Origin of the sequence: Chryseobacterium sp. PvR013, assembly GCF_017833095.1 — a bacterium.
Lineage (GTDB): Bacteria > Bacteroidota > Bacteroidia > Flavobacteriales > Weeksellaceae > Chryseobacterium > Chryseobacterium culicis_A.
Genome location: NZ_JAFIBT010000001.1, coordinates 4937394 through 4963719, shown reverse-complemented (window position 1 = coordinate 4963719; position 26326 = coordinate 4937394). Strand labels below are relative to the sequence as shown.

Sequence of the window (26326 nt, the reverse complement as noted above, 5' to 3'; positions counted from 1 at the left end):
TTAAATTTTGTCTAACGGCTCAGTCAATTGCCCTTCCCATTTAGAAACTGCTGTAGTTGCCAGTGTATTTCCTAATACGTTGGTCATACTTCTACCCATATCACAGAAATGGTCAATTGGGAGAATTAAAGCAATTCCTTCCGGCGGGATACCGAACATTGAACATGTTGCCACAATAATTACAAGAGACGCTCTCGGAACCCCAGCGATTCCTTTTGACGTAAGCATTAATACCAAAAGCATCGTGATCTGCTGTCCAAGAGTCATTTCAATTCCGTAGATCTGTGCAATAAAGATTGAAGCAAATGTCATATACATCATACTTCCATCCAGGTTGAATGAATATCCTAATGGCAAAATAAAAGACACTACTCTGCTGTTACACCCGAATTTTTCAAGTTCTTCAACCAATTTCGGGAATACAGCTTCTGAACTTGTAGTAGAGAAAGCAATCAGCAATGGCTCCTTAATTCTTTTTAAAAGATCAAAAAGACGGTTTCCTAAGATGAAATATCCCACTAACAAAAGTACCAGCCAAAGAACGGCTATGGCAAAAAAGAAGTCTCTTAAATAAATAGCATATACTTTAAAGATTTCAAAACCATTGGTGGCCACTACTGCAGCAATAGCTCCCAGTACTCCAAGCGGAGCAAACCACATGATATATCCCACCATTTTAAGAATAGCATGAGCAATGATATCAAAAAGCTTTACTACAGGTTTAGCATATTCTTCTCCTAAATTAGCAAGGGCAACTCCAAACATCACAGCAAATACAACGATCTGCAGTACTTCATTGGTAGCAAAGGCTTCAAATAAACTTTTAGGAATCATATGTTTTACAAAGTCTTCCATAGAAAAACTTTTGCTGCTTTTAAGAAGTTCATCCGCAGAAGCAACATCCTGAATTGGCAATTTTGTAACATGCCCAGGTTCAAGCCAGTTAACAAGGATCAACCCAATGAAAAGGGAAATCAGAGAAGCGGAAATAAACCAAAGCATTGCTTTTGTTCCTACTCTTCCGATCATTTTGATATCACTCATTTTGGCAATTCCCACTACTAATGTCGTAAAAACCAATGGAGCAATAATCATCTGTACCAATCTGATAAAAACCGTTCCCAACAGTTTTATATTCTTGGAAAAAGGTTCTGCACTATCCGGATAGCTTACGTGTACAATACCTCCAATTCCTACTCCCAGAAGAAGAGCAATGATAATTGCTATAAAAAGTTTATTCTGTCCTTTCATATATATAGTTCAATTTGCGCAAATATAATGGTTTTTCAATTGACAGTAGATTTTCTTCTATCAGGATGAATTTTAGATTAAGTTTTTAATCCCTGAAAATTAAATCCCTGGTTTAGAAAATATTGTAAAAAAATTAAGAAACATTTATTGAATTTTTATTCTTTTGGTACAAATTTTATTATTACATTTGAGTGTATAACAACATTAATAAATATACAATATGAAAAAAACTATTGCAATGGCTGCATTAGCTGTAGCTGTATCTTTCGGTGCTATTTCTTGTAAAAAGAAAGTTTCTGATGCCGACCTTCAGACTCAGGCTACAACTATAGTAACTTCTAATCCCAATGCTTCTGTTGAAGTAAAAGAAGGTGTAGCTCACTTAAGCGGTACTTTCGCAGATCAACAGTCTAAAGACGCAATGATTGCAAAATTAAAAGCGATCAGCGGAGTTAAAGATGTAATGGATATGTCTACTATAGCAGCGGCTCCTACCCCTGCAGCACCTGTTGAAACAGCATCTGCTGTAGATCCTGCTGTTCAGAAAAAAGTTCAGGATGCGGTGAAGGATTTCCCTTCTGTAAAAGTAGAAGTTGTAAACGGGCAGCTTACTCTTACAGGAAATGTTTCCGGCTTACAAGCTAGAAAAATCAAAGAATCTGTAGATGCTTTGAAAATCGGAAAGTATAACAACAACCTAATCGTAAAATAATTTAAAATGGGCGAATTACAAGATAAATATTCAAGCGTAGTTTCAGCGGCACAGTCTGCAGGGATCTCAAATCTTCAGGTTCAGGAGCAGGACGGAATTCTTTATGTTTCCGGAAATGCTTCCAATACTGCGGCTAAAGATGCTGTATGGAATGCTCTGGGAGCTATTGATTCTACTTATTCTGCTTCAGATATCAATATTGATGTACAGGTTGCAGGTCTTTCTTCAGGAGCTTCTTTAACGGTAGCAACGGAAGAATCTAATCTTAACATCAGACAGGAGCCTTCTACTGAAGCTGCCGTTGTAGGTAAAGCTGCAAAAGGTTCTTCTGTGACTCTTATTGAGCAGACTTCTGATGACTGGTGGAAAGTAAAAACTGCTGACGGTCAGGAAGGGTATGCTTATTCAAGATATTTAAGAGCATAATTTTTATTAAAAAGTAATAAATTTTTATAAAAAAAGCATAGAGACATCCCAACTTTGGGATGTTTTTATATTTTTACGGCTCTGAAAAGAACTAATGAAGAAAACTCTGTTGCTATTGACTTTGATGTTCACAGTCATTATCCTGCACGGTCAAAAACTACACATTGACGGAAAAATATTCGATTCTGAAAAGAAGCCGATAGAAAACTCCACCGTCTATCTTTTGAAAGAAAAAGATTCATCCATCATCAATTATACGGCAACCAATAAAGAAGGGAAATTCTCTCTGAAAATTGATGAAATAAAAGAACCTTCCATTCTTAAAATTGATGCCGATAAATTATCTTCTTACTCCAAAAAATTTGAGAAAATAGATCGGGCATTGTCTCTGGGAGAAATTCAGCTTGAAAAACAAGGCATCATTACTGACATTGATGAGGTGAAAATTACAGTATCTCCTGTAAAAATTAAGAAAGACACCATTGAATTCAATGCAGCCGCTATCAAAGTAAGGCCTGACAGTAAAATTGAAGAACTTCTGAAGCAGATTCCCGGTGTGGAGGTCAGCAATGAGGGAAAAATTACAGTCAATGGAAAAGAGGTGGATCAGATCATGATTAATGGAAAACCTTTCTTTGATAAAGATGGTAAAATTGCCCTCCAGAACTTACCTGCAGATATCATTAAGAATATTCAGTTTACCACCACCAAGACAAAAGAGGAAGAACTTAGCGGAAAAACAGCCAAATCACGGAATACCACAATCAACTTTAATATTGACGAAAAGAAAAATAAAGGATTACTGACGAGACTTACCGTAGGATATGGATCAGACAAGCGGTATGAAGCAAGCGGATTGGCCAGTTATTTCAAAGGAGATATGAAAGTGAGTATTCTTGGCTCTTCCAATAATATCAATTCACAGGGATTTTCCAAAGATGATGTCTTTGACAGTATGGGTGACGGGAGGAATTCCTGGACGGGAGGAGGGTCTGTTTCTTCATCAGGAAATAATCAGGGAGGTGGTGCAAAAGGAATTCAAAGGTCTACCACCATAGGCTTAAATTACAGTGATAAACTGGGAAAAGATGCTGATCTGGATTCTTTCAGCCTGATGCACACCGATTCTAATACAGAAACAAAATCCAAAGTTTCAAGATCTACTCTTCTGCCCACTTATACTCTTCAGACCAATTCTGAAAGTAATGGAGAAAATGAATCCAAACAATATAGTTTTGATACCTCAGCCAAAATTACACTGGATTCCCTGACAAGTATCTATCTTTCTCCGAGATTTTCCAGGAACAGCAGCTTTAGTTCTAATAATTCACGGTCATCTACTTTAAATAACGGTAGCCTTCTGAATGAAAGTAATGCTTATTCAAACAATAATTCAGAAAATAATTCATTTAATCCTTACCTTTATTTCTCAAGAAAGTTCAAGAAAAAAGGACGTGTGATTTCTGCCAATATAAACAGTTCCATCTCCGAATCTAAAAGAGATAACCTGAACCAGTCTCAGAATACCTTCTATCAACCCAATGGAACAACAGTGGACAACAGGGACCAGTTGGCTAACAACAAAAATCAGAACAGCAGTTTTAATTTCACTGCCGGATATACAGAACCCGTTTCTGATTCAGCAAGGGTAAGTTTTGAAGTAAAATATGAAAACAGATCTGTCAGAGATTTGAGAAATGTAAACGATTTTGATAATACTACAGGAGATTATACTAAATTCAATCAGCTTTTATCCAACAATATGAAACAGAGAATCAATCAGATCTCTCCTGAATTCACTTACCAGCTGAGTAAAAAGAAACTGAATTTCTGGGCTTCCATGAACCTTGACATCTCTGATATGAAAGTAAATTCTATCTACAACGGACAGCAATATGATCTGCAGAAAAATTTTGTTTTACCTGGATATAATGTCAATCTTTACTATCAGTTGAGTGAAGGGAAAACCTTGAACATTTACAACTATTCCAACTTCACCATCCCCACCGCAGAACAACTGACTCCGTATAAAGATGAATCAAACCCCTTGATTACCTATCAGGGAAACCCTAACTTAAAAAATACCTGGACCAACAATCTTTATCTGTATTTCAATAATTATAATAAAGTGAAAGAGTTAAGCTACTATTTCAATATTGGTTTTACATACAGAAATAATGATATCATCAATTTTTCCAAGTATGATAATGCAGGAAAACAGGTGATCACTTATGACAACATAAGCGGAAATAAAAGCATCAATGCCGGCGGAGGTTTCAGTAAAGTATTGAAATGGAAGAATAATAAACTTATTATCAATCCAAGATTTACCATGAATTATGCTTACAATAACGGTTTTATTGATGGACAATCTTTCACCAGCAATTCTTATAATCTAAACCCAGGCCTTAATCTTACCTATGAAATTAAAGATAAAATGACCATCAAACCTTCTTACAGACTTGGATACAGCTTCTCAAATTATACCAATTATGATATTAATACAGTAAATACAGCCAATCAGTCATTAAAACTGGAACTTACCAATTATATGCTTCAGGGCAGATTTGTATTTGGAAATGATTTTGAATACAATACCAATTCCAATATTGCTCCGGGCTTTAAAAAAGATTTCTATTTCTGGAATACCAGTCTTGGATATTCATTCTATAAGAAGCAGTTTACAGCGAAAGTGAAGATCTATGATGTTTTAAATCAGAATCAAAGTGTGAGAAGAACAATCACAGACTCTTACTTCGAAGACCGTGAAGACCTTATCCTGAAACGATACATCATGTTTTCCATCAGCATGAAACTGAATAAGTTTGCAGGTAAAAAAATGCAATAAAGCAACACCATACTTTTATATATATTTTCGATAATGGCCGGATCTTTCCGGCTATTTTGATGAATAACCTAACATTCAACCCCGAACACCATTACAAATGAAGACGTAATATTCCCATCCTCAGGAGGGGTGGCGAAAATTCAAAGAATTTTTTACGGGGTGGTTTATCATAATACTCATTCCAATAAATACCCATAACCTTTTAAACAAGATATACGGATAAACCTATTTTTATTTTTAAATTAGCAGCAAATTTTTTTTATGAAAATCCATATTTCAGTATTATGTATTCTTTTTTTCATTCTTGGAAAAGCTCAGAAAACGGAACAGAAAGATACTTTCGTTAAAGACAATTTCACCAAGAAAGAATTTTATATTCCAATGCGTGACGGAGTGAAACTTTTCACAGCAGTGTATATCCCGAAAGATATAACAAACAAAAATAAATATCCGTTTCTGATGCAGAGAACCTGCTACAGCATCGCCCCATACGGAGAGAGTGAATATAAAACAAAGGTGGGCCCTAACACTTACCTTATGAAAGACAAGTATATTTTCGTGTATCAGGATGTACGCGGAAGATATATGAGTGAAGGTACTTTTACCAATATGACTCCACAGGTAGAGCGTAAAACCAAAAAAGATGTTGACGAAAGTACAGATACATATGATACCATCGAATGGCTTTTGAAAAATGTTAAAGATAACAATGGTAAAGTAGGCCAGTTTGGAACATCATATCCTGGATTCTATACTGCTGTAGGAACCTTATCACAGCATCCTGCTTTAGTAGCTTCTTCACCACAGGCACCTATTTCAGATTTCTGGAATGATGATTTTCTTCACAACGGAAGATTTATGCTGGGGTATTTCAGAACATTCCCGGTTTTTGGGGTTCAGAAAACACAGCCGGAAAAACAGGCTTGGTATATGGATTCTTTCATCAAGCAGACTTCTGAAGACGGTCTGAAATTCTACAGAGATATGGGCACACTGAAAGATGCTTATGAAAAATATTACAAAAATAATTTCTTCATGACAGAAATTATGAACCATCCCAACTACGATGAATTCTGGCAGAAAAGAGGTCTTCTTCCTCATCTGAAGAATATCAGCCATGCTGTAATGACCGTTGGCGGATGGTTTGATGCAGAAGATCTTTCCGGTCCTCTGAATATTTATAAGACGATTGAAAAAACAAGTCCTAAAGCCAAAAATACAATTGTAATGGGACCTTTCTCACATGGCGGATGGTCTCAGGAACAGGGAAAACATTTCCACAGTGAAACGTATTTTGGTGACAGCATTGCTACTTATTACCAGAAAAATATTGAAACAAAATTCTTCAACCATTATCTGAAAGGCAACACCAAAGAAGATGCGGGACTTCCTGAAGCACTCATGTATGACACCGGTGCTAAAGAATGGAAAGAATTTGCTTCTTATCCCCCTAAAAATGCACAGAAAGTGAATTTCTATCTGGCAGATAAAACCTTGAAAAAAGCTTCAGGGCAAGGCTATTCTGAATATTACAGTGATCCAAACAATCCTGTTTTAAGCTCAGATCATTTAAAAGATTTCAACGGCTTCACTCCTAAAAATTATATGTCGGAAGATCAGAGGTTTGCAGTAGGAAGACCTGATGTATTAACATTCACAACAGATGTTCTTACTGACGACATTACATTTGCCGGAGAGATCATGGCTAAACTGAATATTGCTTCTACGTCCACAGATGCAGATTTTGCTGTAAAACTAATTGACGTTTACCCTGAAGATTTCAAACCTGCAGAGAAGAAAGAAGGTGTTATCTATGGGAACTATCACCAGATGGTAAGAAGTGAGATTATGCCTGCAAGATTCAGAAATACAAAAGAAAAGGGAGAAGCGTTGATTCCTAATCAGAAAACAGCTGTTAATTTCAGGCTTCAGGATGTGGTTCATACTTTCAAAAAAGGACATAAAATCCAGATTCAGATCAGCAGTACATGGTTCCCGCTTTTCGCTATCAATCCGCAGAAATTTATGGATAATCCGAATTTTGCCAACAAAGAAGATTATACAAAATCATTTATTAAAGTATATGACGACAGCTCCATTGAAGCTGAAGTTTTAAAATAAATTGAAAAAGCTGTTCGTTTGAACAGCTTTTTTTGTTTTTATGGCCAGTCGCAATCTGATTTAATTTTACGGATGATTAAGTTGTTCATCTCCCACTGATCACACAGATTTTCACAGATGACAGGAGTAAAGGCAGTATGAATGACTATTCCAGATTTTTTTATTCCTCAATCGTTCTGAAAGTCAGATTTACTCTTGGCGTTTTCACTTTTGTGGTTGGAGGAAGCCTGTGCAGCCAATTGTCCTGAGTAGTTCCTTTCATAATTAATAAACTTCCGTTTTCCAGGAATATTTCTGCCTTTTCTTGGGTTGTTTTATGTTTGAATAAAAATTTTCTTTCCGCTCCAAAGGTCAGAGAGGCAATTGCTCCATGTTTTTTCAGATCTGTTTCACCATCACTGTGATATGCCATACCTTCACTTCCGTCATGGTATAAATTGAGTAGACATGAATTGTAGGTTTCCCCTGAAACTTCTTCACACTTCTTTTTTAATTCTAATAATTCAGGAGTCCAGAATTTGGCATATTTTGTTCTTTTCGAATAGGTATATTCAAAAGCTTTTTCTCCAAACCAGGCTACTTTTCTTTTGGTTAAAATCAATTTTCCAAAGATTAATGCCTCATCATTTTCCCATGGAATCTGATTGAGCAGATAATCATAATAAAAGGCAGATTGTTCTGTTGAAAAAATTTTTCCATAATAATGAACAGTGCCACCATGTGGAAGTATATTGATTGGATAATCTGATATTTCTTCGAAGAGACTCATCATAGTTTTAGAATTAAATGCTTTATGTTGTAAAAAGTATAATGTAAAATGTATTGATGTCTTTTATATTTAAACACAAATGGCACCAATGTTTTTCACAAATGACACGAATTTTATATCAATAGGAACGGACTTTAGTCCATTTATTAAAATAATTCAACCATCCATTGGCTTTAGCCAAAACTTAAGGATCAATATTTTTCAACCGTAAAAGTCACAAAAGTTGTAATACAGTAAACCATTTAAGTAACAAGATTCATACATAAAAGTACACTAAAGTCTTCGAAAATCTTTGATTTTCTTTTTGAGAACTTTATAACAGATAATTTTTAATCTTATTACCCATCTCTCAAAATTCTTTTGTGCCTTTTGTCGTAAAAATATGTTACGAGTACATCTGTGAACCTTCCCAACCTACAATCAGCTGCTTCCTTTCACTTCCCCATCGGTAGCCGCCAAGATGCCCGGTAGACTGAATAACACGGTGGCATGGAATAAGAAATGCAACAGGGTTACTTCCAATAGCTGTTCCCACCGCTCTGGAAGCTTTAGGGTTTCCAATTTTTTCAGCCAGGCTGCCATAAGTAGACAGCTTTCCCATTGGAATTGTCAACAGGCTTTCCCATACTTTAAGCTGAAAATCGGTGCCTTTTAAGTGTAATTTTATCGTATTGAGTTTTGTCCAGTCTTTATCGAATATGGACAGTGCGTTCATTTGAAAAGCATCCTGTTTTTCAATAAAAGAAGCATTGGGGAACTTCTGTTTCAGCTCCCCTAATGCTGTTTCTTTATCGTTTTCAAAAGCCATGTAGCAGATTCCTTTTTCTGTAGAAGCTACCAGTATATTTCCGAAAGGACTTTCAGAAAAACTGTAATGAATACTGAGGCTTTTTCCGCCGTTTTTATATTCTGCCGGAGACATTCCTTCTATTTTTACAAACAGGTCATGAAGCCTGCTGGTACTGGAGAATCCCGTCTCGTAAGCGGTATCAAATAAGCTTGCTTTTTCTTCCTTCAATAAGTTTTTAGCATGTTCAAGACTGATGAACTGTAAAAACTTTTTCGGACTTGTTCCTGCCCAATCAGTAAATATCTTCTGAAAATGGGCCGGACTCAGGTGAATATTCTCTGCCACTTCCTCCAAACTTGGCTGAAGCCTGAAATTGCTCTGGATATATTCTATCGCCTTGGCAATTCTGTTATAATCTATCTGACTTTGTGTGGACATTGTATTATTATTTTACCTCACAAATTTCCAAAGAATATACGGCAGAAAAAATCCGATTCTTGCGGAATATTAGTTGTTGTTATAAATATCGTAGTAAGCAAGCATTTTGTAATATAACTTCGCAGATAAGAAAGCCGTTGGCTTAGCCATTGGAGAATCCATTAATTCTACAATATCAAATGCTACTACATTACATTTTTCAAATACTTTTCTCAATAATTCCAGCGTTGGATACCATTGTAAACCTCCTGGTTCCGGAGTTCCTGTAGAAGGAGCAATGGAAGGATCAAAAGCATCTAAATCAATCGTGATATAAACATTTCCTGATACTTTTTCCAATACATCGTTGATCCAGTTTTCGTTGTTCGCAATTTCGTGAGCAAAGAATACTCTTCCTTCCGGTAAATATTCAACTTCTTCAACATCCATAGAACGGATTCCCACCTGTACTAAGTTATGCTTCTGATTCGCTTCAAAAACAGCACAAGCATGGTTTGATGTAGAACCATGGAAATCAGGACGTAAATCTGTGTGAGCATCAAGTTGAAGAACGGTAAGGTTTTCAAACTTCTCTCCTACCGCACGGATAGAACCAATAGAAACAGAGTGTTCGCCCCCAAAAAGAGTGAATAATTTACCCTCATTGTTCAAAAGTTCTTTTGTTTTCTGATAAACCGCTTCTGTCATTGCTTCCGGACTGGATTTCTCAGAAACTTCTCCTGCCAAATAAACTCCCTGTAGGTAAGGTTCTGTTTGAGTTTCAATATCATAAAGCTCCATGTTTTCAGAAGCGTTTAAGAATAATTCCGGACCTTTATCAGCTCCTTTACCCCATGTTGAAGTTCCATCATAAGGAACAGTTACCAACATTACTTTCGAATTCTCTAACGTTGCGTTTTCTTCGGGAATTCCTGCGTATGTTTTCATATATAATTATTAATTAAAAAATTAAATGATTGAAAGATTAAATGATTTCACAAAGATACAAAATAGTCCTTGAGTTATAAGTGATGAACGGTGTGTTATGAATTTTTAACCTTCATGCTATTTTTTAAATTTTTAAATATTTTAATGTTTAAATTTTAAAAGTTATTTTTGTACAAAACTCATAATATGCCTTTAAAAGCTGTTCTTTTCGATATGGATGGTGTGATTGTAGATACAGAGCCATTGCATAGAAAAGCTTATTTCAAAACGTTTGATGAACTGGAAATTGCGGTTTCCGAAGATTTATACACCTCTTTTACCGGAGCTTCCACCAAAAGGGTTTCTGAAACACTGATTAAGGAATTCAATTTAAATCAGACTTATGAATCCATTGCAGGGATTAAAAGATCTCATTTCAAAGATTATTTTTATAATGATGATGAATTTGATTTGATTCCCGGAGTAAGGAAACTGATTGAACATTATCACGAAAATGGCCTCAAGCTTATTCTGGCTTCTTCTGCTACCATGGTAACCATCAATATGGTTTTTGAAAAATTCGGGTTAGAGCAATATTTCAGCGGAAAGATCAGCGGTGCTGATTTAAAAGAATCAAAACCTCATCCTGAAGTTTTCTTACTGGCAGCAGAAATGGCAGGAGAATCTGTTGAAAACTGTATGGTGATTGAAGATTCTACCAACGGAATCCTGGCAGCCCACAGAGCGCAAATTTTCTGTGCCGCATACAGAAGTCCACATTCGAAAAATCAGGATTACACCTTAGCGGATACTGTAGTCTCGGATTATGAAGATCTCGAACTTGATAAAATTTCAAAATATTTTTAAATAAAAAAGCTCTCAGAAAAATCTGAGAGCTTTTGTTTTGTATGTACTTTGCCATCTGAACGAAGTGAAGATCCTTAACTTTCCTTAATTCTTAATAAAAAACTTAATGGTTAAATTTTAAAACATTAAGATGAGATTGCTTCGTCACTTTCGTTCTTCACAATGACAGATTAAAGTCTTATTTATAACCAAGCAGTTTCAATATATCTTCCGGTTCCTGTTTTTCACGGAAAATTTCGTATTGCAGTTCGCCGTTTTCATCTTTCTGAATCAGGACGTGTCTAGGCTGAGGCATCAGACAGTGGTGTACTCCGCCATATCCACCGATGGTTTCCTGATAAGCTCCCGTGTGGAAGAATCCGATATACAAAGGTTTTGTATCACTGAAAACAGGTAAATAAATTGCGTTGGTATGCTGTTCTGAGTTATAATAATCATCCGAATCACAAGTCAGTCCTCCCAGGAATACTCTTTCATAAGTATCTTCCCAACGGTTAAGCGGAAGCATGATAAAGTGTCTTGAAATGGCCCATGTATCAGGAAGAGTGGTCATGAAAGAAGAGTCAATCATATTCCATTTTTCTCTGTCATTCTGACGTTTCTGAGAGATAATTTTGTAAAGGTTCGCTCCACTTTCCCCTACGGTAAAGCTTCCGAATTCCGTGTAGATGTTAGGTTCTTCCACTCCTTCTTCTTCACAGAATTTTTTGATCTGAGAAACAATCTCTTCTACCATATACTGGTAGTCATAATCAAAGTTCAAAGAAGTTTTGATTGGGAAACCACCTCCGATGTTCAGTGAATCTACTTCAGGAGCAATTTTCTTCAAACGGGCATATACACGAAGACATTTGTACAATTCATTCCAGTAGTAAGAAGTATCTTTAATCCCGGTATTGATGAAGAAGTGAAGCATTTTCAATCTTGCATTCGGGTGTTCTGCGATCTTCTGGCTGTAGTAAGGGATGATATCTTTATATCCGATTCCTAATCTTGAGGTATAGAATTCGAACTTCGGTTCTTCCTCTGATGCAATTCTGATTCCGATATTAAAGGTAGAATCAATGCTTTCCGTAAGTTTATCCAATTCTCTGTAATTATCAAGAATCGGAGTAATATTTTCAAAACCGCTGTTGATCATATCTGAAATCTTTGCCAGATAATCATCAGTTTTGAAACCATTACAGATGACTTCAATATTTTTATCTACTTTCTCTTTTTCATAAAGAGACTTTACAATATCCATGTCATAAGCAGAAGAAGTTTCTATTGAAATATCATTTTTCAATGCTTCTTCCAATACAAAATTAAAATGACTGGATTTTGTGCAGTAGCAGTAGGTATAATTCTTTCTATATTCGGTTTTTTCAAAAGCTTCTTTAAACCAGCTTTTTGCTTTCTGAATATTTTGAGAAATTCTCGGCAGATAGCTAATCTTTAGCGGAGTGCCAAATTGTTCAACTACGTCCATCAGTGGAACGTCGTGAAACAACAAATTGTTCTCAGAAACATTAAATTCCTCTGTAGGAAAATATAATGTCTGATCAATAAGTTCCGAGTACTTTATTTTCATTTCTAAACAAGTGAATTAAGAAATGCAAAATTGCTAAAAAAGTTTCATTTTTAGGTGTTAAAATTATTATAATTTTAAATAAACACCCAATATTAAATCTTATAGAAATTTATCTCTGATAATCAATACGTAAACTTTTGAATATATTCCCTCCTTTTAGCATCTGAAATCCCTAATGCCTGCTGAATATAAGCATCCGTGGAACCATACTTTTTATTGACCTCCCCAAAAGCAGCATCAAGATATCTTTTTTCAACCCAGCTCAGTTTTTCCAGTACCTGTAAATCCATTTTCGGATAGAGAAAATGTAAAGTATTGGCAAGACGAAGCCTCTTCTGAACAAGATCTTTCCTATAATTATTAGAGAGAAGATATTCGTTGTAAATAGTCTCTTTATCAAATTTCAGAATCGTTAGAAGTAATGCTGTGATAATTCCCGTTCTGTCTTTTCCCGCTGTACAGTGATAAAGAATCGGATCTTTAGATTCCAGAATTTCTGTAATAATCCTTTTTATAGTTTCGGGGTTTTCCGTCACATACTCACGGTAAAAATCAATCATTCTTTTATCGGCATCGGAAGCATTCACTTTACCTTTTAGAACCAGTTTTTTCGCCTGAGCCAACTGATCTCCTTCATCTTCGAACGCTGAATATTTTTTGTATGCAGTTTCTGCCGGCAGCTGATCCGGCTTCTGAGTAATTTCTTTTGAATTCCTAAGGTCAATAATTTCTTTGATCCCCAGTTTTTCAACATCATCAAAAGATTTCTTTTTAAGCTGATGAAGATGGGCACTTCGGTATAACTTTCCTTCTCTTAAAGTTCTTCCTTCTGTGTTTTTAATATTTCCTACCGTACGGAAATTCGTTACTTTCTTAATATGAATTACTTTTTCAGTTTCATTTTTTCCATATTCGGGTGTTTCAAAATGCTGGGTCTTACATGAGACTATGCAGCATAATGAAATGGTGAACACTGATATTTTGATTAGTTTATTCAATATTTTTAATAAGTTTTGGCTAAAGCCAATGGATGTATTTATTTTTATTAAACGGGCTAAAGCCCGTTTCTATTGATGTAAAAATTCGTGCCATTTGTGAAAAACATTGGTGTAATTGGTGTTTAATGACAGTCTTTTTTTAAATGGGTTAAACCCGTTTCTATTGATAATTGATTCTTTAGTAGATTGTTGGATATTCTATTTCGCTGACTCCTACGAATAACAAAACATCACCTGATTCATATTCTACAGAAATCTCATCTTCAACAGCAAAATTTCGGGTTCCTATTCTTGATGTGATGCTTAGATTTTCGTTGGTTAAAGGCCAATTAAGCCCTTTTGTTGTTATATTATTCACCGATGGAAAAGGGTAAAGAGAGATCATTCTTTTTTTCGCTCCTTTCAATGTAAAATGATTGGGAATAAAATAATACTCTGAAAATTCATCATAAAATTTAATGTTCATCTGATCTTTGAATGCATAGGCAACGGTAAGGTTTCCCAAAAAATGATCCTGCTCGCCTCCACTTCCTCCAAAAACATCAGTTTCTGAAAACCCTTTTTCCTGAATAATTTCCAGTGCTTTATGAAAATCTGTTTTTTCCTGATCTAAGGTAAGGATAAATTTTCCTTCATACATATCTTCATCTGATCCGGAGTGTGAATCAAAGTCACCGGATATAAAATTCAGTTTATCCAGAGGAAAACCCATTCTTTTTAAATAATGAAAAGCACCGTCTGTGCAGGCAACTAAACCATAATTATCAGGATTGGGTAATGATTTTGGAGCCTCTCCGTTGATGAAAAGTAATGCTTTATCTCTCATTCGGGTTCCAGTATTCTTCCGGTTCGTTGTTCAGTTTTGAAATGTATCTTGCCAACACAAAAAGATAATCTGAAAGTCTGTTTAAATATTTAATCAATTCAGGGCGTACTTCTTCTGATTCATTCAGAAATACCAATGAGCGCTCTGCTCTTCTGCAGATGGTTCTTGCTGCATGTAAAAAAGTTGCAGATTTTCCACCACCTGGCAAGATAAAGTACTGAAGAGGTTCCAGCTTTTCATCGAAGGCATCCATCCATTGTTCCAGCTCTTCAATTTCAGTTTCTGAAATAATAATCGGAAGGCGTGATTTTCCGTTGGCAAGCATCAGCTTATCTACAGGTGTTGCAGCTTCTGAACCTACCGTGAATAAATCAAACTGGATTTTCTTCAGCTGTCTCAACACTTCTTCATCTTCAATATGACTTTTTGAAATCCCAATGAATGAATTCAATTCGTCTATATTTCCGTAGCTGTCCACTCTTGCGCTGGCTTTGGAAACCCTTGTTCCGCCATACAATGCAGTCTGGCCTTTATCTCCTGTCTTTGTATAAATTTTCATAGTACTAAAATACTTTTTTTTGTACAATGTAAAAAGTAAAATGTAGGAATTAGTTCCTATCCTATCTGAAAAAAAAATTGCCTGACATTAATTAATACCAGGCAATTTTACATAGATGTTTGTATATCTTTTGAAATTGCTTTCTCATTGTTAAGCATGACAAGCAAATTTCAATTCCTTATTGATGAGTTAAAAAGTATAATTGACATTGAGCTGAAAAATAGTTCCGTTAAATCCAAACTGATTCACCTCCCAAGGGTATTTGAACCTTCCTCCAAGATCTGTTACTACATCTCCTTTGCTGTCTATTATATCCGGATAAATATTAAATAAGTTATTGACAACTCCGGAAACTTTAAGATCATTCGTGATTTTATAGGTTAAAACGATGTCTGTAATTACCTTACCGGAAAATGTCTGATCTTTGGCAGGATCAGTAGCGTGCTGCCATGTAACCGAACCAAAATACGTATTATTAAGGTTAAAATTAAACTTTGAAATATCATACGAAAGGCTAAGAATAGTTTTTGTTTTTGGTCTTGCAGAGATAATTCTGGATTGTTCCTTTCTATCAAAAAAGTTTTCTGAATAGCCGTTTTCAGCCAAAATAGGCGGAACAGCAATATTATCTACTATCTTAGTTTCGTTATAATTGAAAGCAGCAATAATTCCCAATTTTCCTTTGCCAATAGCAGAAGTATAATAATTCGCTACAAAATCAACCCCTTCAGTCACTGTATTTACCGCATTGGTAAAAAACTTCAGGGAGGTTATTTTGTTATTGTTTAATATGACTTCCACAGGGTTTGTCAGATCCGGACTTCCCGGAGCACCGGTTTTGTACCCAATATCTCCTGAGAAAAGTACCCTGTCTTTAATTTTTATTCTGTAATAATCCGCTGTAATAGTAAGGTTTTTAAAAGGCTTTACGGCAAATCCTCCCGTAATATTAAAGGCTTTTTCAGCATTTAATTTGGGCACCCCAAGATCAGATCTTATAATTTGAGAGTCATTATTAAAAGTACCCTGATTAGCTACTGTATTCCCTGTAATTTTGGTTTGAACATTAGAGTAATAAATCTGGTGTAATGAAGGCGCACGGAATCCTGTAGAAACCGACCCACGGAAAACCAATTTATCATCCAGTAATTTATATCTTGCATTTCCTTTCCATGAAACATTATTTCCGAAATCACTGAAATTTTCATACCTCACAGTTCCTCCAATTAACAGGTTTTTCGTAACATCCCATTCAGCATTCATGTAAGCTCCGATATTCTGACGATTTTTGTTAACTTCATTTTGAGGCTGCAGTCCCGGAAATGATTCTGCTCCACTTCCTTTATAAGATGCTTCTTCTCCTGCCCTTGCCTGATAATTTTCATTACGTACTTCAGCTCCGGCTCCTAAAACAAGGGCACCAAAATCCCTGCTGATATCTACGTTTCCAATAATATTACTGAACTGGTGGCCACCTGCTTTAAAATAGGTTGGTGAATTTGCCCCCAAAGATGTATTAATAGTATTTCCTACAGCATAATCTACGGCATTAGAGCCAAAGGTTGCACTGCCATCAAAACTCCATTTTCCAAACATTCCTTTCCATCCGGAGGTTAAATTATAATCGTAAACATCTGTTTTAAATTGTGGTTGAAATCCATTGTAAGGTTGTCCTTGTGGAGTTAATAAACCAAAATCTGAAGTTACCCAATAGGGCGTTCTGTACAAAGCAAAGCTAGTCCCACTTCTGTAAGTGGTACCCCCAAAAGCATAAAATTTACCTGTTTCACCTGTTGGCAATTCAAAATTGACAAACATATTGCCCACTTTTGTTTCCGGCTGCCCTATAATCATTCCCAGACCAGGATTAGCTTGTGTCCAGGCATTATCGACACCAAAAAGTTCGTCTTTTGTAACAGAGCCTGCGCGGTTCGTTTTATTTTGAGAGGAAAATCCGAATGTAAGATTCAGGCTTCCTGTTTTTGCTACTCTGATTCCCGTATTAAAATCTGCTCCGATATTAAAACCGTCTCCTTTTGATGTAATACCTGAAAAAAGATTGACCGTGCTTTTTCCCACACTGTTTTTAAGAATTATATTAATTACTCCTGCAATAGCATCCGAGCCATATTGTGCAGATGCTCCATCTCTCAATACTTCTACATTTTGTAAGGCTGCTGAAGGAATACTTTTCAAATCTGTACCTACTTCACCTTTTCCCGGTGTATCATTTACATAAATTAAAGCACTTTGATTTTTTCTTTTACCGTTCACTAAAACCAATGTTCTGGAAGGCCCTAATCCTCTTAAATCTGCAGGATCAAAGTGAGCCGTTGCATCAGAAACAGTTTGCTGTGATGAATTAAAAGAGGGTACAGCATACGTCAAAGCTTTATCAAAAGTAACCTGCCCCGTGGATTTTAGCTGTACTGCCGAAATATTGTCAATAGGAATGGCAGAGGTAATGATGGTTCTGGGCTTGGTTCTACCTGTGGTAACCACCACTTCATCTATTTTATTTTGTTTTATGCTGTCCTGAGCATATCCCATAGCACCTGCTCCGCTTAATACTAATGCATAGATTTTTCCATTAAATAAATTATTTTTCATGTCAATTGTTAATTATTCAATAAATCTAATAAAAAAATTAACATTAAACACAAAAACAAAACATATAATAATAATTCAATTACATATTAACGAAAACTATACCATTTCACAAAAATCACAATTAGTTCACAAAACATAAAGTAATTTATTAATAACAAGAAAAAAAATAAATCAATAACATCATATTTGTATAAAAAAATTAATTACTCAACATCGGAAATAAACATGATTTCATTCGTTCTGATGAGTAGTTTTCAACGGGTTGATATTGCTTCGCCTATGGCTCGCAATGAGTGGGAATAAAAAATGGCCGGGAGAAACCGGCCATATCCAAATTATTTATTTACCTCTACGTATTGTATGATGGTCTGATTTTTTGGGTTGTAGATGATTGTACTACTGTTGGGAAATCTTTTCAGCTTATAATACTGAATGTTTTTATCGGATTTAATATCTTCAAGAATACTTGCATCAAATGTATTGTCAGGAAGAAATTTCGATAGGAAACTTATTTTATCAATAATATTCTGTCCATTAATCTTTCGGGCAGTTTTATCAGATTTACTTTCGTCAGAAGCAGGCTGTCCTTCCAGAAACGGAAGCAGTACTGCAATATCTGCTTTGTATTTGAAAATATACCCTTCAGATCTTCCCGGAATTTTAATTTTCTTACCCCTTTCTTCAGAAACTATAGAAGCTCCTGTACCAGGAAAAACAGTATTAAACTTAACGTCTTCGGAATTGGTTAAAGAATTTATAGATTCATTGACTGTTTTCTTTACCGTCTCTTCCACCACTTCCTGTGTTTTTTGCTGCACGGTTTCGGTAGTTTTTTGAACAGTCTGGTCAATTTTTTCCTCTATCTTATTGCATGATACTACTAAAAAAGCAGTGACAACAGGCAAAATATACTTCTTCATAATTCTATTAATTGCGATTTTTTTTAGTAATACACTACTCTTCTAACGCAAAATTAGAGCCAATATTTGAAGATTAAAAAAATATTTTTTCAATATCAAAAATCCTACTGACAAACTGTTGTCATAGCCCTCTCTTACCTTTGTATCAACAACAAACAAAACAAATACATTATGACAACTACAGCCACAGCCACAAAACAATTCATGACTTCTGAACAATTATTAAACGATTGGCAGGGACACAGAAATCTGACGAGAAGAGTCATTGAATCTTTTCCTGAGAAAGAACTATTTGAATTTTCAGTAGGCGGAATGAGACCATTTGCAAAGCTTGCAGTAGAACTGATCGGAATTGCCGGACCTGCTTTAAAAGGAATTGTGGAAGGGACTACAGAAGCTTACAACGAAGAAGCTTTCAATCCGAAAACAAAAGAAGAAATCTTAAAGAAGTGGGATGAAGAAACAGAAGTGATTAATCATTATTTCAATCTGATTTCTGAGGATCGTTTCCAGGAAACTTTCAATTTATTTGGAGAGTATGAGTTTCCGGTATATCAAAACATTCTTTATTTTGTAGATAATGAGGTTCACCACCGTGGACAAGGATATGTGTATCTGAGAGCTTTGGGAATTGAACCTCCTTTCTTCTGGGAAAGATTCTAATAAAAACGGAAGGATAAAATCGCAAAAAGGTGGAAATCCTGAAAAAAATCACCTCTGCAATGTCATTTTTTCAACAGTGATTTTTCTTCAATTCACCAACAACTTATATCATTTTTTTGCGACTCAACACCACTGCTTTTTTGTGATTTTGCTCTTCGCTTATTAACCATTTCATTTATTTGCCTCAATTAAGTCTTTAAACCTCAACAGATGTTCTGTTGGGGTTTTATTGATGTCTTTCTGTCATTTTCAGAAGCAGTTCTTTCAATCGTGTGCGAAGACTTTCGGGTTCCAGAACTGTGGCATAGTCTGCAAAAGTGATGAGCCAGCGGGGAAACCCGTCATTGATCCATTCTGTTTCAAAAGTCAGTTCTACTCCATTTTCGGTTTCTACTTCTTCTATAAGTCCATAATATTTTTTAGAATTTACCAGGTGATTCATGATCTTTTTGTCAACCAGAAGTTTAGCTTTAACCTTATTTCCATTTGATTTTTTGCGATAATCATTCACCTGTCCGTATTCCTGCACAAAAGGATTCGGTGTTTTTGAAATTTCCAGAATCCTGTCAATACGAAATTGTCTGAAATCTTTTCTCAACATACAGAATGCCATAATGTACCAAAAATTAAACTCAAAAAACATCCCCACTGTTTCAATTGTTCTATTATTCACTCTCCCGTCTACCGTCTGATATTTTATATTCAACTGGCTTTTCTCTGCAATACTTTCGAGAATAATAGGAATCACATTTTTCAGCGAGTCCCCGGAATCTGTATGAAAGCTGAAAACATCAATCTGTTTTTCAATATTTTTAATCAGATTTTTATCCGAATATTTCAGCACTGAACGCACTTTTTCCATGGCAGCCTGATAATGGTTCCCTAAGCTTTGATGGGAAAATTTCTGCATCAGTTTTTCCGCGGTAATGAAACTTAACACCTCTTCTTTGGTAAACATGATCGGAGGAAGTTTATAGCCGTCCATTAATGAATATCCGTTACCCGCTTCTCCCACAATGGGAATCCCGGCATTTTCCAGCGTTTTCACATCACGATAAATGGTTCTGATACTGACATCGAATTTTTCAGCCAGATCCTGAGCCCTCACAATAGGTTTAGACTGCAGCTGGGTAAGGATGGCCGTTACCCGGTCTAGTTTTTTAAGATAGTGGTCGTTCATTATATAACAAAGCTAAAAATTCTTTTTCGAAGTATGGCTTATAAATAGGACCGCTTTTTTTATTAATTTTATTTTCACAAAACAGTTTCCTATTTATGCTTCACACTCATTTCGTTCAATCTATTGAAAAAATCTTAAAACCGGAACAGGCAGTGATAGACGGACTTGTTTCCAATCTGGAATCCAAAACTTACAGAAAAGGAGATTTTCTGTTAAAAGCCGATGAAACCTGCAGGTATTTTTATTTCATTGAAAAAGGGCTTGTAAAACTATTTTTTGACAATGGAGATAAAGATTTTATCATGACATTTTTTGCTGAGAATGCTTTTTTCGCAGAGTTGAGCGGTTTTCTTACCGGAAATCCATCAAAATATATGATTGTTGCTCTGGAACCTACAGAAGTTCTTCGGGTACACAGAGATGTTGTTGAAGGATTATGCAAAAAATATCATACGGCAGAAACACTTTTCAGTAAGTTGTATTCAAAAGCTCCGGTGAATATGATGGGAAGGATCAGTGAAATGCTGGAAGATGATGGAAAAAAACGGTATCACAATTTTCTGAAACAAAGACCTGATCTTATTCAACGCATCAGTCTTGGGGATCTTGCTGATTATATTGGCATCACTCAGGTTTCCCTGAGCAGAATCAGAGCACAGAAATTATGAGAAGAAGGGGTGATGGAAGCTGGAAGAGGGAAGTTATTGCAGACTGAGTATATATCCTCTACCTAATAGTAACTTCTAGCTTCTAGCTTCTAAAATCTTTCCTTTTAAAATTTATCATTTGTAAAAAAATTCAGGGAAATTCCACTCTACATTTGTCACATAATTAATCACAAAAACAAATATTATGTCACAAAGAATCAACGCATTTGCGATCGGAAATAAGGCTATAAATGCACTTCACAACATGGGATTTCAGATACAGCATTCTTCACTGGACAATTCATTTCTGGAACTGATGTATTTCAGAGTTTCACAAATGAATGGCTGTGCTTTTTGTCTGGATATGCATTCCAAAGAATTAAGAGCGAAAGGGGAATCTGAGCAGAGAATATTTCTGGTAAGCGCCTGGAGAGAATGCTCATTTTATACAGATAAAGAAAAGGCAGGGTTTTTATGGGCGGAGACTTTAACTGCTTTAAACGGTAAAGAAGTGAATGATGAGATTTATTCAAAGGTAAGTCATCATTTTTCTGAAACTGAAATGGTAGATTTAACCATGGCTGTTATTGCCATCAACAGTTATAACAGAATTAATATTGCTTTCGGAGCTGATGTAGGTACTTATCAGGTTCCTGAAAAAGCACTTTAAGCAATACTGTAGAAATGTAAAAACTCAGCCTGACCGCTGAGTTTTTTGTTTAATTTTCTTTAAAAGTATTCACCAGTTTATCGAGGTTCAGACTCCTTGCTGATGCATCGAAAATTTCACGATAAGTTCCTTCTTTATTGTAAAGTTCATCATGAGTTCCGTTCTCTACCACTTGTCCTTTCTTCATCACATAAATGGTATCTGAATCCAGAATCTGTGACAGGGAATGAGAAATGATAATTACCGTTCTTCCTTCTTTTATAGCATCCAGAGAATTTTTGATCTGTTCAGTAGCGATAGCATCCAGGCTGGCTGTGGGTTCATCCAAAAAGATAATCGGAGGGTTTTTAAGAAATAATCTTGCAATGGCAATTCTCTGCTGCTGTCCTCCGGAAAGCTGAGTGGCATCATGCAGGTATTTGTCGGGAAGATCCATAATCTGCTCGTGCAGATAAGCTTTTTTTGCGGCTTCCTGAATTTCTTCAAAACTTGCATTCATATCTCCGTAACGGATATTATCTTCTATGCTTCCCTGAAAGATATGATTTTTCTGAAGTACCAGCCCAAGGTCACTTCTCAGAAAGGTATTGTCGTATTCATTAAGGTTAACTCCATCCAAAAGAATTTTTCCTGAATCCGGAAGATAAAATTTGCATAAAAGATTAATAACTGTAGACTTTCCTGCACCACTTAATCCTACCAAAGCCGTAGTTTTCCCATTTTCAATTTTCATAGAAACACCATGTAAAGCTTTTGTTCCGTTGGGATACGTAAAATCTACATTTTTCAGTTCAAAAGTTCCTTTGATTTGTTTTTCTACAAAGTTTCCGTTCGATTCCATCTCGTTATCTGCATTCAGAATATCGAAATAACCTTCGGCATAAATCATGGCATCGTTCATATCATCATAAATTCTATGAAGCTGACGAATAGGTGCTGAAACATTGTTAAAAAGCATAATATGAAGCATGATAGCACCAATAGTCATTTGCTGATCGAGAACCAGATAAACGGTTAAAAGAATAATCAGAACCACTCCGAATTGTTCTATAAAAGTTTTTAATCCATCATAGATAAAATTGGTTCTTCTCGTGATCATCTGGCTTTCCATCAACTCCATCTGAAGATCATATTGTTTTTTTCCTTCAAATTTTTCACGGACAAAACTTTTAATGACCATAATAGAATTAATCAGATTTAAAAGTCCGGATGTCTTTCTTTCCCTTTGATTTCTGAGCTGGCGGCGGACTCCTCCCAATTTTTTGGCCTGCAAAGAACTTATGTAAAAATAAATCGGAACAATAATCGTTGAAACAAGCCCCACATAAACATTCTGCATGTACATAATGATCAGCGCAATAATTGCATTGGAAAAAAGAGGAAGGATATCAATGAAAAAATTCTGAACCAGCCTTGTCAGACTTTCTATTCCACGATCGATCCTGATCTGGAGTTTTCCGGACTCATGGTTTTCATCATTAAAATAAGCAACCCTGTAGGTTAAAATCTTATCAATCGCCGATTGTGCCAATACCGAGCTTACGTTAATTCTAATCTTCTCCCCATAAAATTTCTGTCCGAAATTGATAAAGATATTCAGCAATTCCTTTCCCAGTAAAATAATGGAAATGATGATAAGAATATGAATTCCCTCTGACATGGGATGTGGAAGATGGGTAAGCTTAGTCACCTCATCTACTGTATATTTCAAAACAATTGGGTTCACCTGCGCTGCCAAAGCTCCGAGAAAAGTAAGAAACAGGGTTCCGTAAATCATTAATCGGTAAGGTCTGATGAATGGGACAAGCTGTTTATAAATTCCGAATAAAGTAACGGTTCTGTTAAAAGGTTTAGCCATAGAAATCATTTTAAATGAAAAACGTACCGCTTTCAAAAGAAAAAGGTACGTTTTATTATCATATTCAGCAAATAAATGCTTTATATTTTATCCCTCATACATATAAGTCGTAAGGTAGTGCAGCTCTTTTCTGCTTGCTTCTTTAGACTCTGCTTCCGCCTGTTCCAGAGAATATTGAGAATTAATTTCCTTTTTCTGAAAAACAAATGAGTTGTTGGCATTCTTATCCACAATATCATTAAAGATATGCTCAATTTCAGAGTTGGCTAATGAGGCAAAACTGATATCTTCAAAACCATACATCAGTCTCAGGTCATCAAACTGTTTGAAATTATCATTGACAAATCCCTGAAACTGTGCTTTTGAATCAAAATTACCTGCCCAGATATTGTAAGCGTATTTCTTCTTTTTAGGCTTATCCAAAATACTCTGATAAACAAAGTTTTCACCCAGATACGCTTCTCTTACCTGCGGATCATTTGCCAGGTCTTCCGGAAGTCCTTCTTTAAGGATCTTTCCTTCAAACATGATATAGGTTTTGTTGGTAATGGCTAAAGTCTGCTGTACGTTGTGGTCGGTAATTAAAATTCCGATGTTTTTATCCACAAGGCTTCTTACAATTTTCTGGATATCTTCTACGGCAATCGGGTCTACCCCTGCGAAAGGTTCATCCAGAAGGATAAAGTTCGGGCTTGTAGCAAGACAACGAGCAATTTCGGTTCTACGTCTTTCTCCTCCGGAAAGAAGATCTCCTCTGTTTTTACGGACATGCTGTAAAGAAAATTCTTCAATCAGTTCATCACATTTGATCTGCTGCTCACGCTTTGAAAGCTTAGTCAGCTGCAAAACTCCCATAATGTTTTCCTCTACGGAAAGTTTTCTGAAAACAGAAGCCTCCTGAGCCAGATACCCGATTCCTTTTTGAGCTCTTCGGTACATAGCATCAGTAGTAATCTCCTGTTTATCCAGGAAAATTTTTCCTGAAGTGGGCTTAACCAACCCTACGATCATATAAAACGATGTGGTTTTTCCGGCTCCATTCGGACCCAGCAAACCAACAATTTCTCCCTGTTGAACCTGTACAGAAACGCCTTTTACAACTTTTTTAGGACCGTATTCCTTGATTAAGTTTTCTCCTCGTAAAATCATAGGGCAAATATATCAAAAATATAAACTTCACTTATAGGTTAAATGCAAACTTGTTTAGGTTAAATGCAAACTTGTTCATTTACAAACCATTGTAACTTTTTATCATTTTAATCTACTCATCATAAAACATATCAATCAATTACAAATAATAAGAAATGGAAAATTACGGGTACACAAAAACAGAGAATGTACAAAACCAGCAAAGCAATGTTCCTTACCGTTCGGAAAAGAAAATCCCAGCTGCCATATTGGGAATTCTTGTGGGATGGCTGGCTTTAAATAAGTTTTATTTGGGTTATACCAAAGAGGGAATCATTCAGTTGGTTCTGAATGTCGTTACTTTTGGTGCAGCTTCAATTATTCCTTTTATTGAGGGTATTTTATATCTCTTTATGAGTGACAAACACTTTGATGACACTTATGTTTATGGAAAAAAAGGGTGGTTATAAGAAATTATCATCAACCTATTATAAATAAAAAAGAGACTGCCTGTTTGGGTAATCTCTTTTTTTATTGGGATGAATTTAATTATTATTTATTTAATAAGATAGCCGCTTCTTTTGCAAAGTAGGTAAAGATCATATCTGCTCCTGCTCTTTTGAAACACGTCAAACTTTCAATGATTGTTTTGTCATTATCCAGCCAGCCGTTTTGGGCAGCAGCTTTTACCATGGCATATTCTCCACTTACATTGTATACTGCAATCGGAAGATCGATAGCTTCACGTACTTTGGAAACGATATCCAGATAAGGAAGTCCCGGTTTGATCATGATCACATCTGCTCCTTCGTGGATATCTTTAAATACCTCGTTCAATGCTTCACGGGTATTGTGAAAATCCATCTGATAAGTTTTTTTATCTTTCGGAATTTCCATATCATCTTTCGGTGCACTGTCTAAGGCACTTCTGAAAGGTCCATAGAAAGAGCTTGCATATTTGGCTGCATAACTTACAATTCCTACATCTGTAAATCCGCTTTCTTCCAATGCTTCACGAATGATCTGTACTCTTCCGTCCATCATATCACTTGGTGCCACAAGATCAGCTCCTGCTTCTGCATGAGAAACTGACATTCTTGCCAGTGCATCATTGGTAGCATCATTTAAAACTTTGCCGTTTTCAATGATTCCGTCGTGTCCATAGATTGAATAAGGATCCAGGGCTACATCAGGCATCACAACCATTCCCGGAACGGCGTCTTTAATAGCTTTGATGGTGTTCTGCATTAATCCGTCTTTGTTCCAGGCTTCTTTTCCTGTATTGTCTTTCAGGTGTTCTGACACTTTCATGTACAAATTGACAGCTTTTACCCCCAAAGAAAATAATTCCTTACATTCCTTCACTGTTAAATCTATACTCCGCCTAAAAATTCCCGGCATAGACGGGATTGCCTCCTGCTTGTTTTCGCCCTCCATTACGAAGATCGGCATTACAAAATCATCAGTTGTAAGCACATTTTCTCTTACCAAACTTCTGATAGATTCATTAACTCTAAGTCTTCTATTTCTTGAATGTATCATTTTGGAATACTTTTTGAATAAGTT

22 protein-coding genes and 1 pseudogene are annotated in these 26326 nt (G+C 35.9%); 9 read left to right on the top strand and 14 right to left on the bottom strand.

All coding sequences use genetic code 11. The features are described from left to right. The gene (locus JOE44_RS22625; RefSeq protein ID WP_110367164.1) at window positions 1-1251 is read right to left on the bottom strand and encodes a cation:dicarboxylase symporter family transporter; all 1251 of its coding nucleotides are present in this window, start codon (window positions 1249-1251) and stop codon (window positions 1-3) included. Between the two features lie 220 nt (window positions 1252-1471). Between JOE44_RS22625 and JOE44_RS22620 the strand changes: the two genes are divergently transcribed. From JOE44_RS22620 to JOE44_RS22605, 4 genes are all read left to right on the top strand, one after another. Further along, complete coding sequence (locus tag JOE44_RS22620) at window positions 1472-1963, top strand: BON domain-containing protein (protein ID WP_079242881.1); 492 nt, start codon at window positions 1472-1474, stop codon at window positions 1961-1963. Window positions 1964-1969: 6 nt separating this feature from the next. Next, window positions 1970-2389, top strand: coding sequence for an SH3 domain-containing protein (locus JOE44_RS22615; protein WP_209787834.1), 420 nt, complete (start codon window positions 1970-1972; stop codon window positions 2387-2389). Between the two features lie 94 nt (window positions 2390-2483). Continuing rightward, window positions 2484-5237 (top strand): TonB-dependent receptor, encoded by a 2754-nt coding sequence (locus JOE44_RS22610; RefSeq protein WP_209787832.1) that lies wholly within the window; start codon window positions 2484-2486, stop codon window positions 5235-5237. A gap of 261 nt (window positions 5238-5498) precedes the next feature. Next, window positions 5499-7358, top strand: coding sequence for a CocE/NonD family hydrolase (locus tag JOE44_RS22605; RefSeq protein WP_209787830.1), 1860 nt, complete (start codon window positions 5499-5501; stop codon window positions 7356-7358). Window positions 7359-7518: 160 nt separating this feature from the next. On the opposite strand, the gene JOE44_RS22600 is transcribed toward JOE44_RS22605, so the two are convergent. From JOE44_RS22600 to speB, 3 genes are all read right to left on the bottom strand, one after another. Then, entirely contained in the window at window positions 7519-8127 is a 609-nt protein-coding gene (locus tag JOE44_RS22600) for an alpha-ketoglutarate-dependent dioxygenase AlkB (protein WP_209789291.1), read from the bottom strand. Between the two features lie 385 nt (window positions 8128-8512). Next, window positions 8513-9355: a methylated-DNA--[protein]-cysteine S-methyltransferase gene (locus tag JOE44_RS22595; RefSeq protein ID WP_209787827.1), complete on the bottom strand. Its 843-nt coding sequence runs from the start codon at window positions 9353-9355 to the stop codon at window positions 8513-8515. A 69-nt stretch (window positions 9356-9424) separates the two neighbouring features. After that, entirely contained in the window at window positions 9425-10282 is an 858-nt protein-coding gene (gene speB, locus JOE44_RS22590) for an agmatinase (RefSeq protein ID WP_209787824.1), read from the bottom strand. Between the two features lie 186 nt (window positions 10283-10468). On the opposite strand from speB, the gene JOE44_RS22585 reads away from it, so the two are divergent. Beyond that, entirely contained in the window at window positions 10469-11128 is a 660-nt protein-coding gene (locus tag JOE44_RS22585; RefSeq protein WP_209787822.1) for an HAD family phosphatase, read from the top strand. A gap of 178 nt (window positions 11129-11306) precedes the next feature. On the opposite strand, the gene JOE44_RS22580 is transcribed toward JOE44_RS22585, so the two are convergent. The 6 genes from JOE44_RS22580 to JOE44_RS22555 form a co-directional block, all read right to left on the bottom strand. Further along, window positions 11307-12701, bottom strand: a complete 1395-nt coding sequence (locus JOE44_RS22580; RefSeq protein ID WP_209787819.1) for an arginine decarboxylase — start codon at window positions 12699-12701, stop codon at window positions 11307-11309. A gap of 122 nt (window positions 12702-12823) precedes the next feature. Continuing rightward, window positions 12824-13699, bottom strand: coding sequence for a tyrosine-protein phosphatase (locus JOE44_RS22575; RefSeq protein ID WP_209787816.1), 876 nt, complete (start codon window positions 13697-13699; stop codon window positions 12824-12826). Between the two features lie 178 nt (window positions 13700-13877). Beyond that, on the bottom strand, window positions 13878-14525 hold the full coding sequence (locus JOE44_RS22570) for a thiamine diphosphokinase (protein WP_209787813.1): 648 nt from the start codon (window positions 14523-14525) through the stop codon (window positions 13878-13880). Next, complete coding sequence (locus JOE44_RS22565) at window positions 14515-15084, bottom strand: cob(I)yrinic acid a,c-diamide adenosyltransferase (RefSeq protein WP_079242890.1); 570 nt, start codon at window positions 15082-15084, stop codon at window positions 14515-14517. The genes JOE44_RS22570 and JOE44_RS22565 overlap by 11 nt, the downstream gene beginning before the upstream one ends. A gap of 189 nt (window positions 15085-15273) precedes the next feature. After that, window positions 15274-17694, bottom strand: coding sequence for a TonB-dependent receptor (locus JOE44_RS22560; RefSeq protein WP_209787810.1), 2421 nt, complete (start codon window positions 17692-17694; stop codon window positions 15274-15276). A gap of 335 nt (window positions 17695-18029) precedes the next feature. After that, window positions 18030-18614, bottom strand: a complete 585-nt coding sequence (locus tag JOE44_RS22555; protein WP_209787807.1) for a hypothetical protein — start codon at window positions 18612-18614, stop codon at window positions 18030-18032. 171 nt (window positions 18615-18785) lie between these two features. On the opposite strand from JOE44_RS22555, the gene JOE44_RS22550 reads away from it, so the two are divergent. Further along, on the top strand, window positions 18786-19277 hold the full coding sequence (locus JOE44_RS22550; RefSeq protein ID WP_209787804.1) for a DinB family protein: 492 nt from the start codon (window positions 18786-18788) through the stop codon (window positions 19275-19277). A gap of 226 nt (window positions 19278-19503) precedes the next feature. Here the strand turns inward: JOE44_RS22550 and JOE44_RS22545 are convergent, their stop codons facing one another. Then, window positions 19504-20457, bottom strand: a complete 954-nt coding sequence (locus JOE44_RS22545; RefSeq protein WP_105681205.1) for a YafY family protein — start codon at window positions 20455-20457, stop codon at window positions 19504-19506. Window positions 20458-20552: 95 nt separating this feature from the next. Here JOE44_RS22545 and JOE44_RS22540 point away from each other — a divergent pair, with 95 nt between their 5' ends. Together JOE44_RS22540 and JOE44_RS22535 are read left to right on the top strand one after the other, a co-directional pair. Then, window positions 20553-21125 (top strand): Crp/Fnr family transcriptional regulator, encoded by a 573-nt coding sequence (locus JOE44_RS22540; RefSeq protein ID WP_209787801.1) that lies wholly within the window; start codon window positions 20553-20555, stop codon window positions 21123-21125. A 184-nt stretch (window positions 21126-21309) separates the two neighbouring features. Beyond that, complete coding sequence (locus JOE44_RS22535) at window positions 21310-21774, top strand: carboxymuconolactone decarboxylase family protein (protein WP_209787798.1); 465 nt, start codon at window positions 21310-21312, stop codon at window positions 21772-21774. Window positions 21775-21823: 49 nt separating this feature from the next. On the opposite strand, the gene JOE44_RS22530 is transcribed toward JOE44_RS22535, so the two are convergent. Continuing rightward, window positions 21824-23632, bottom strand: coding sequence for an ABC transporter ATP-binding protein (locus JOE44_RS22530; RefSeq protein WP_348635061.1), 1809 nt, complete (start codon window positions 23630-23632; stop codon window positions 21824-21826). A 423-nt stretch (window positions 23633-24055) separates the two neighbouring features. Next, window positions 24056-24781 (bottom strand): annotated as a pseudogene (gene lptB / locus JOE44_RS22525) (LPS export ABC transporter ATP-binding protein); the annotation flags it as partial. Window positions 24782-24936: 155 nt separating this feature from the next. Here lptB and JOE44_RS22520 point away from each other — a divergent pair. Beyond that, a complete protein-coding gene (locus JOE44_RS22520) occupies window positions 24937-25230 on the top strand; it encodes a TM2 domain-containing protein (RefSeq protein WP_209787792.1) in 294 nt (97 codons plus the stop codon). 82 nt (window positions 25231-25312) lie between these two features. Here JOE44_RS22520 and hemB read toward each other — a convergent pair whose 3' ends face one another. After that, a complete protein-coding gene (gene hemB, locus JOE44_RS22515) occupies window positions 25313-26302 on the bottom strand; it encodes a porphobilinogen synthase (protein WP_079242899.1) in 990 nt (329 codons plus the stop codon). Window positions 26303-26326: the final 24 nt, after the last annotated feature.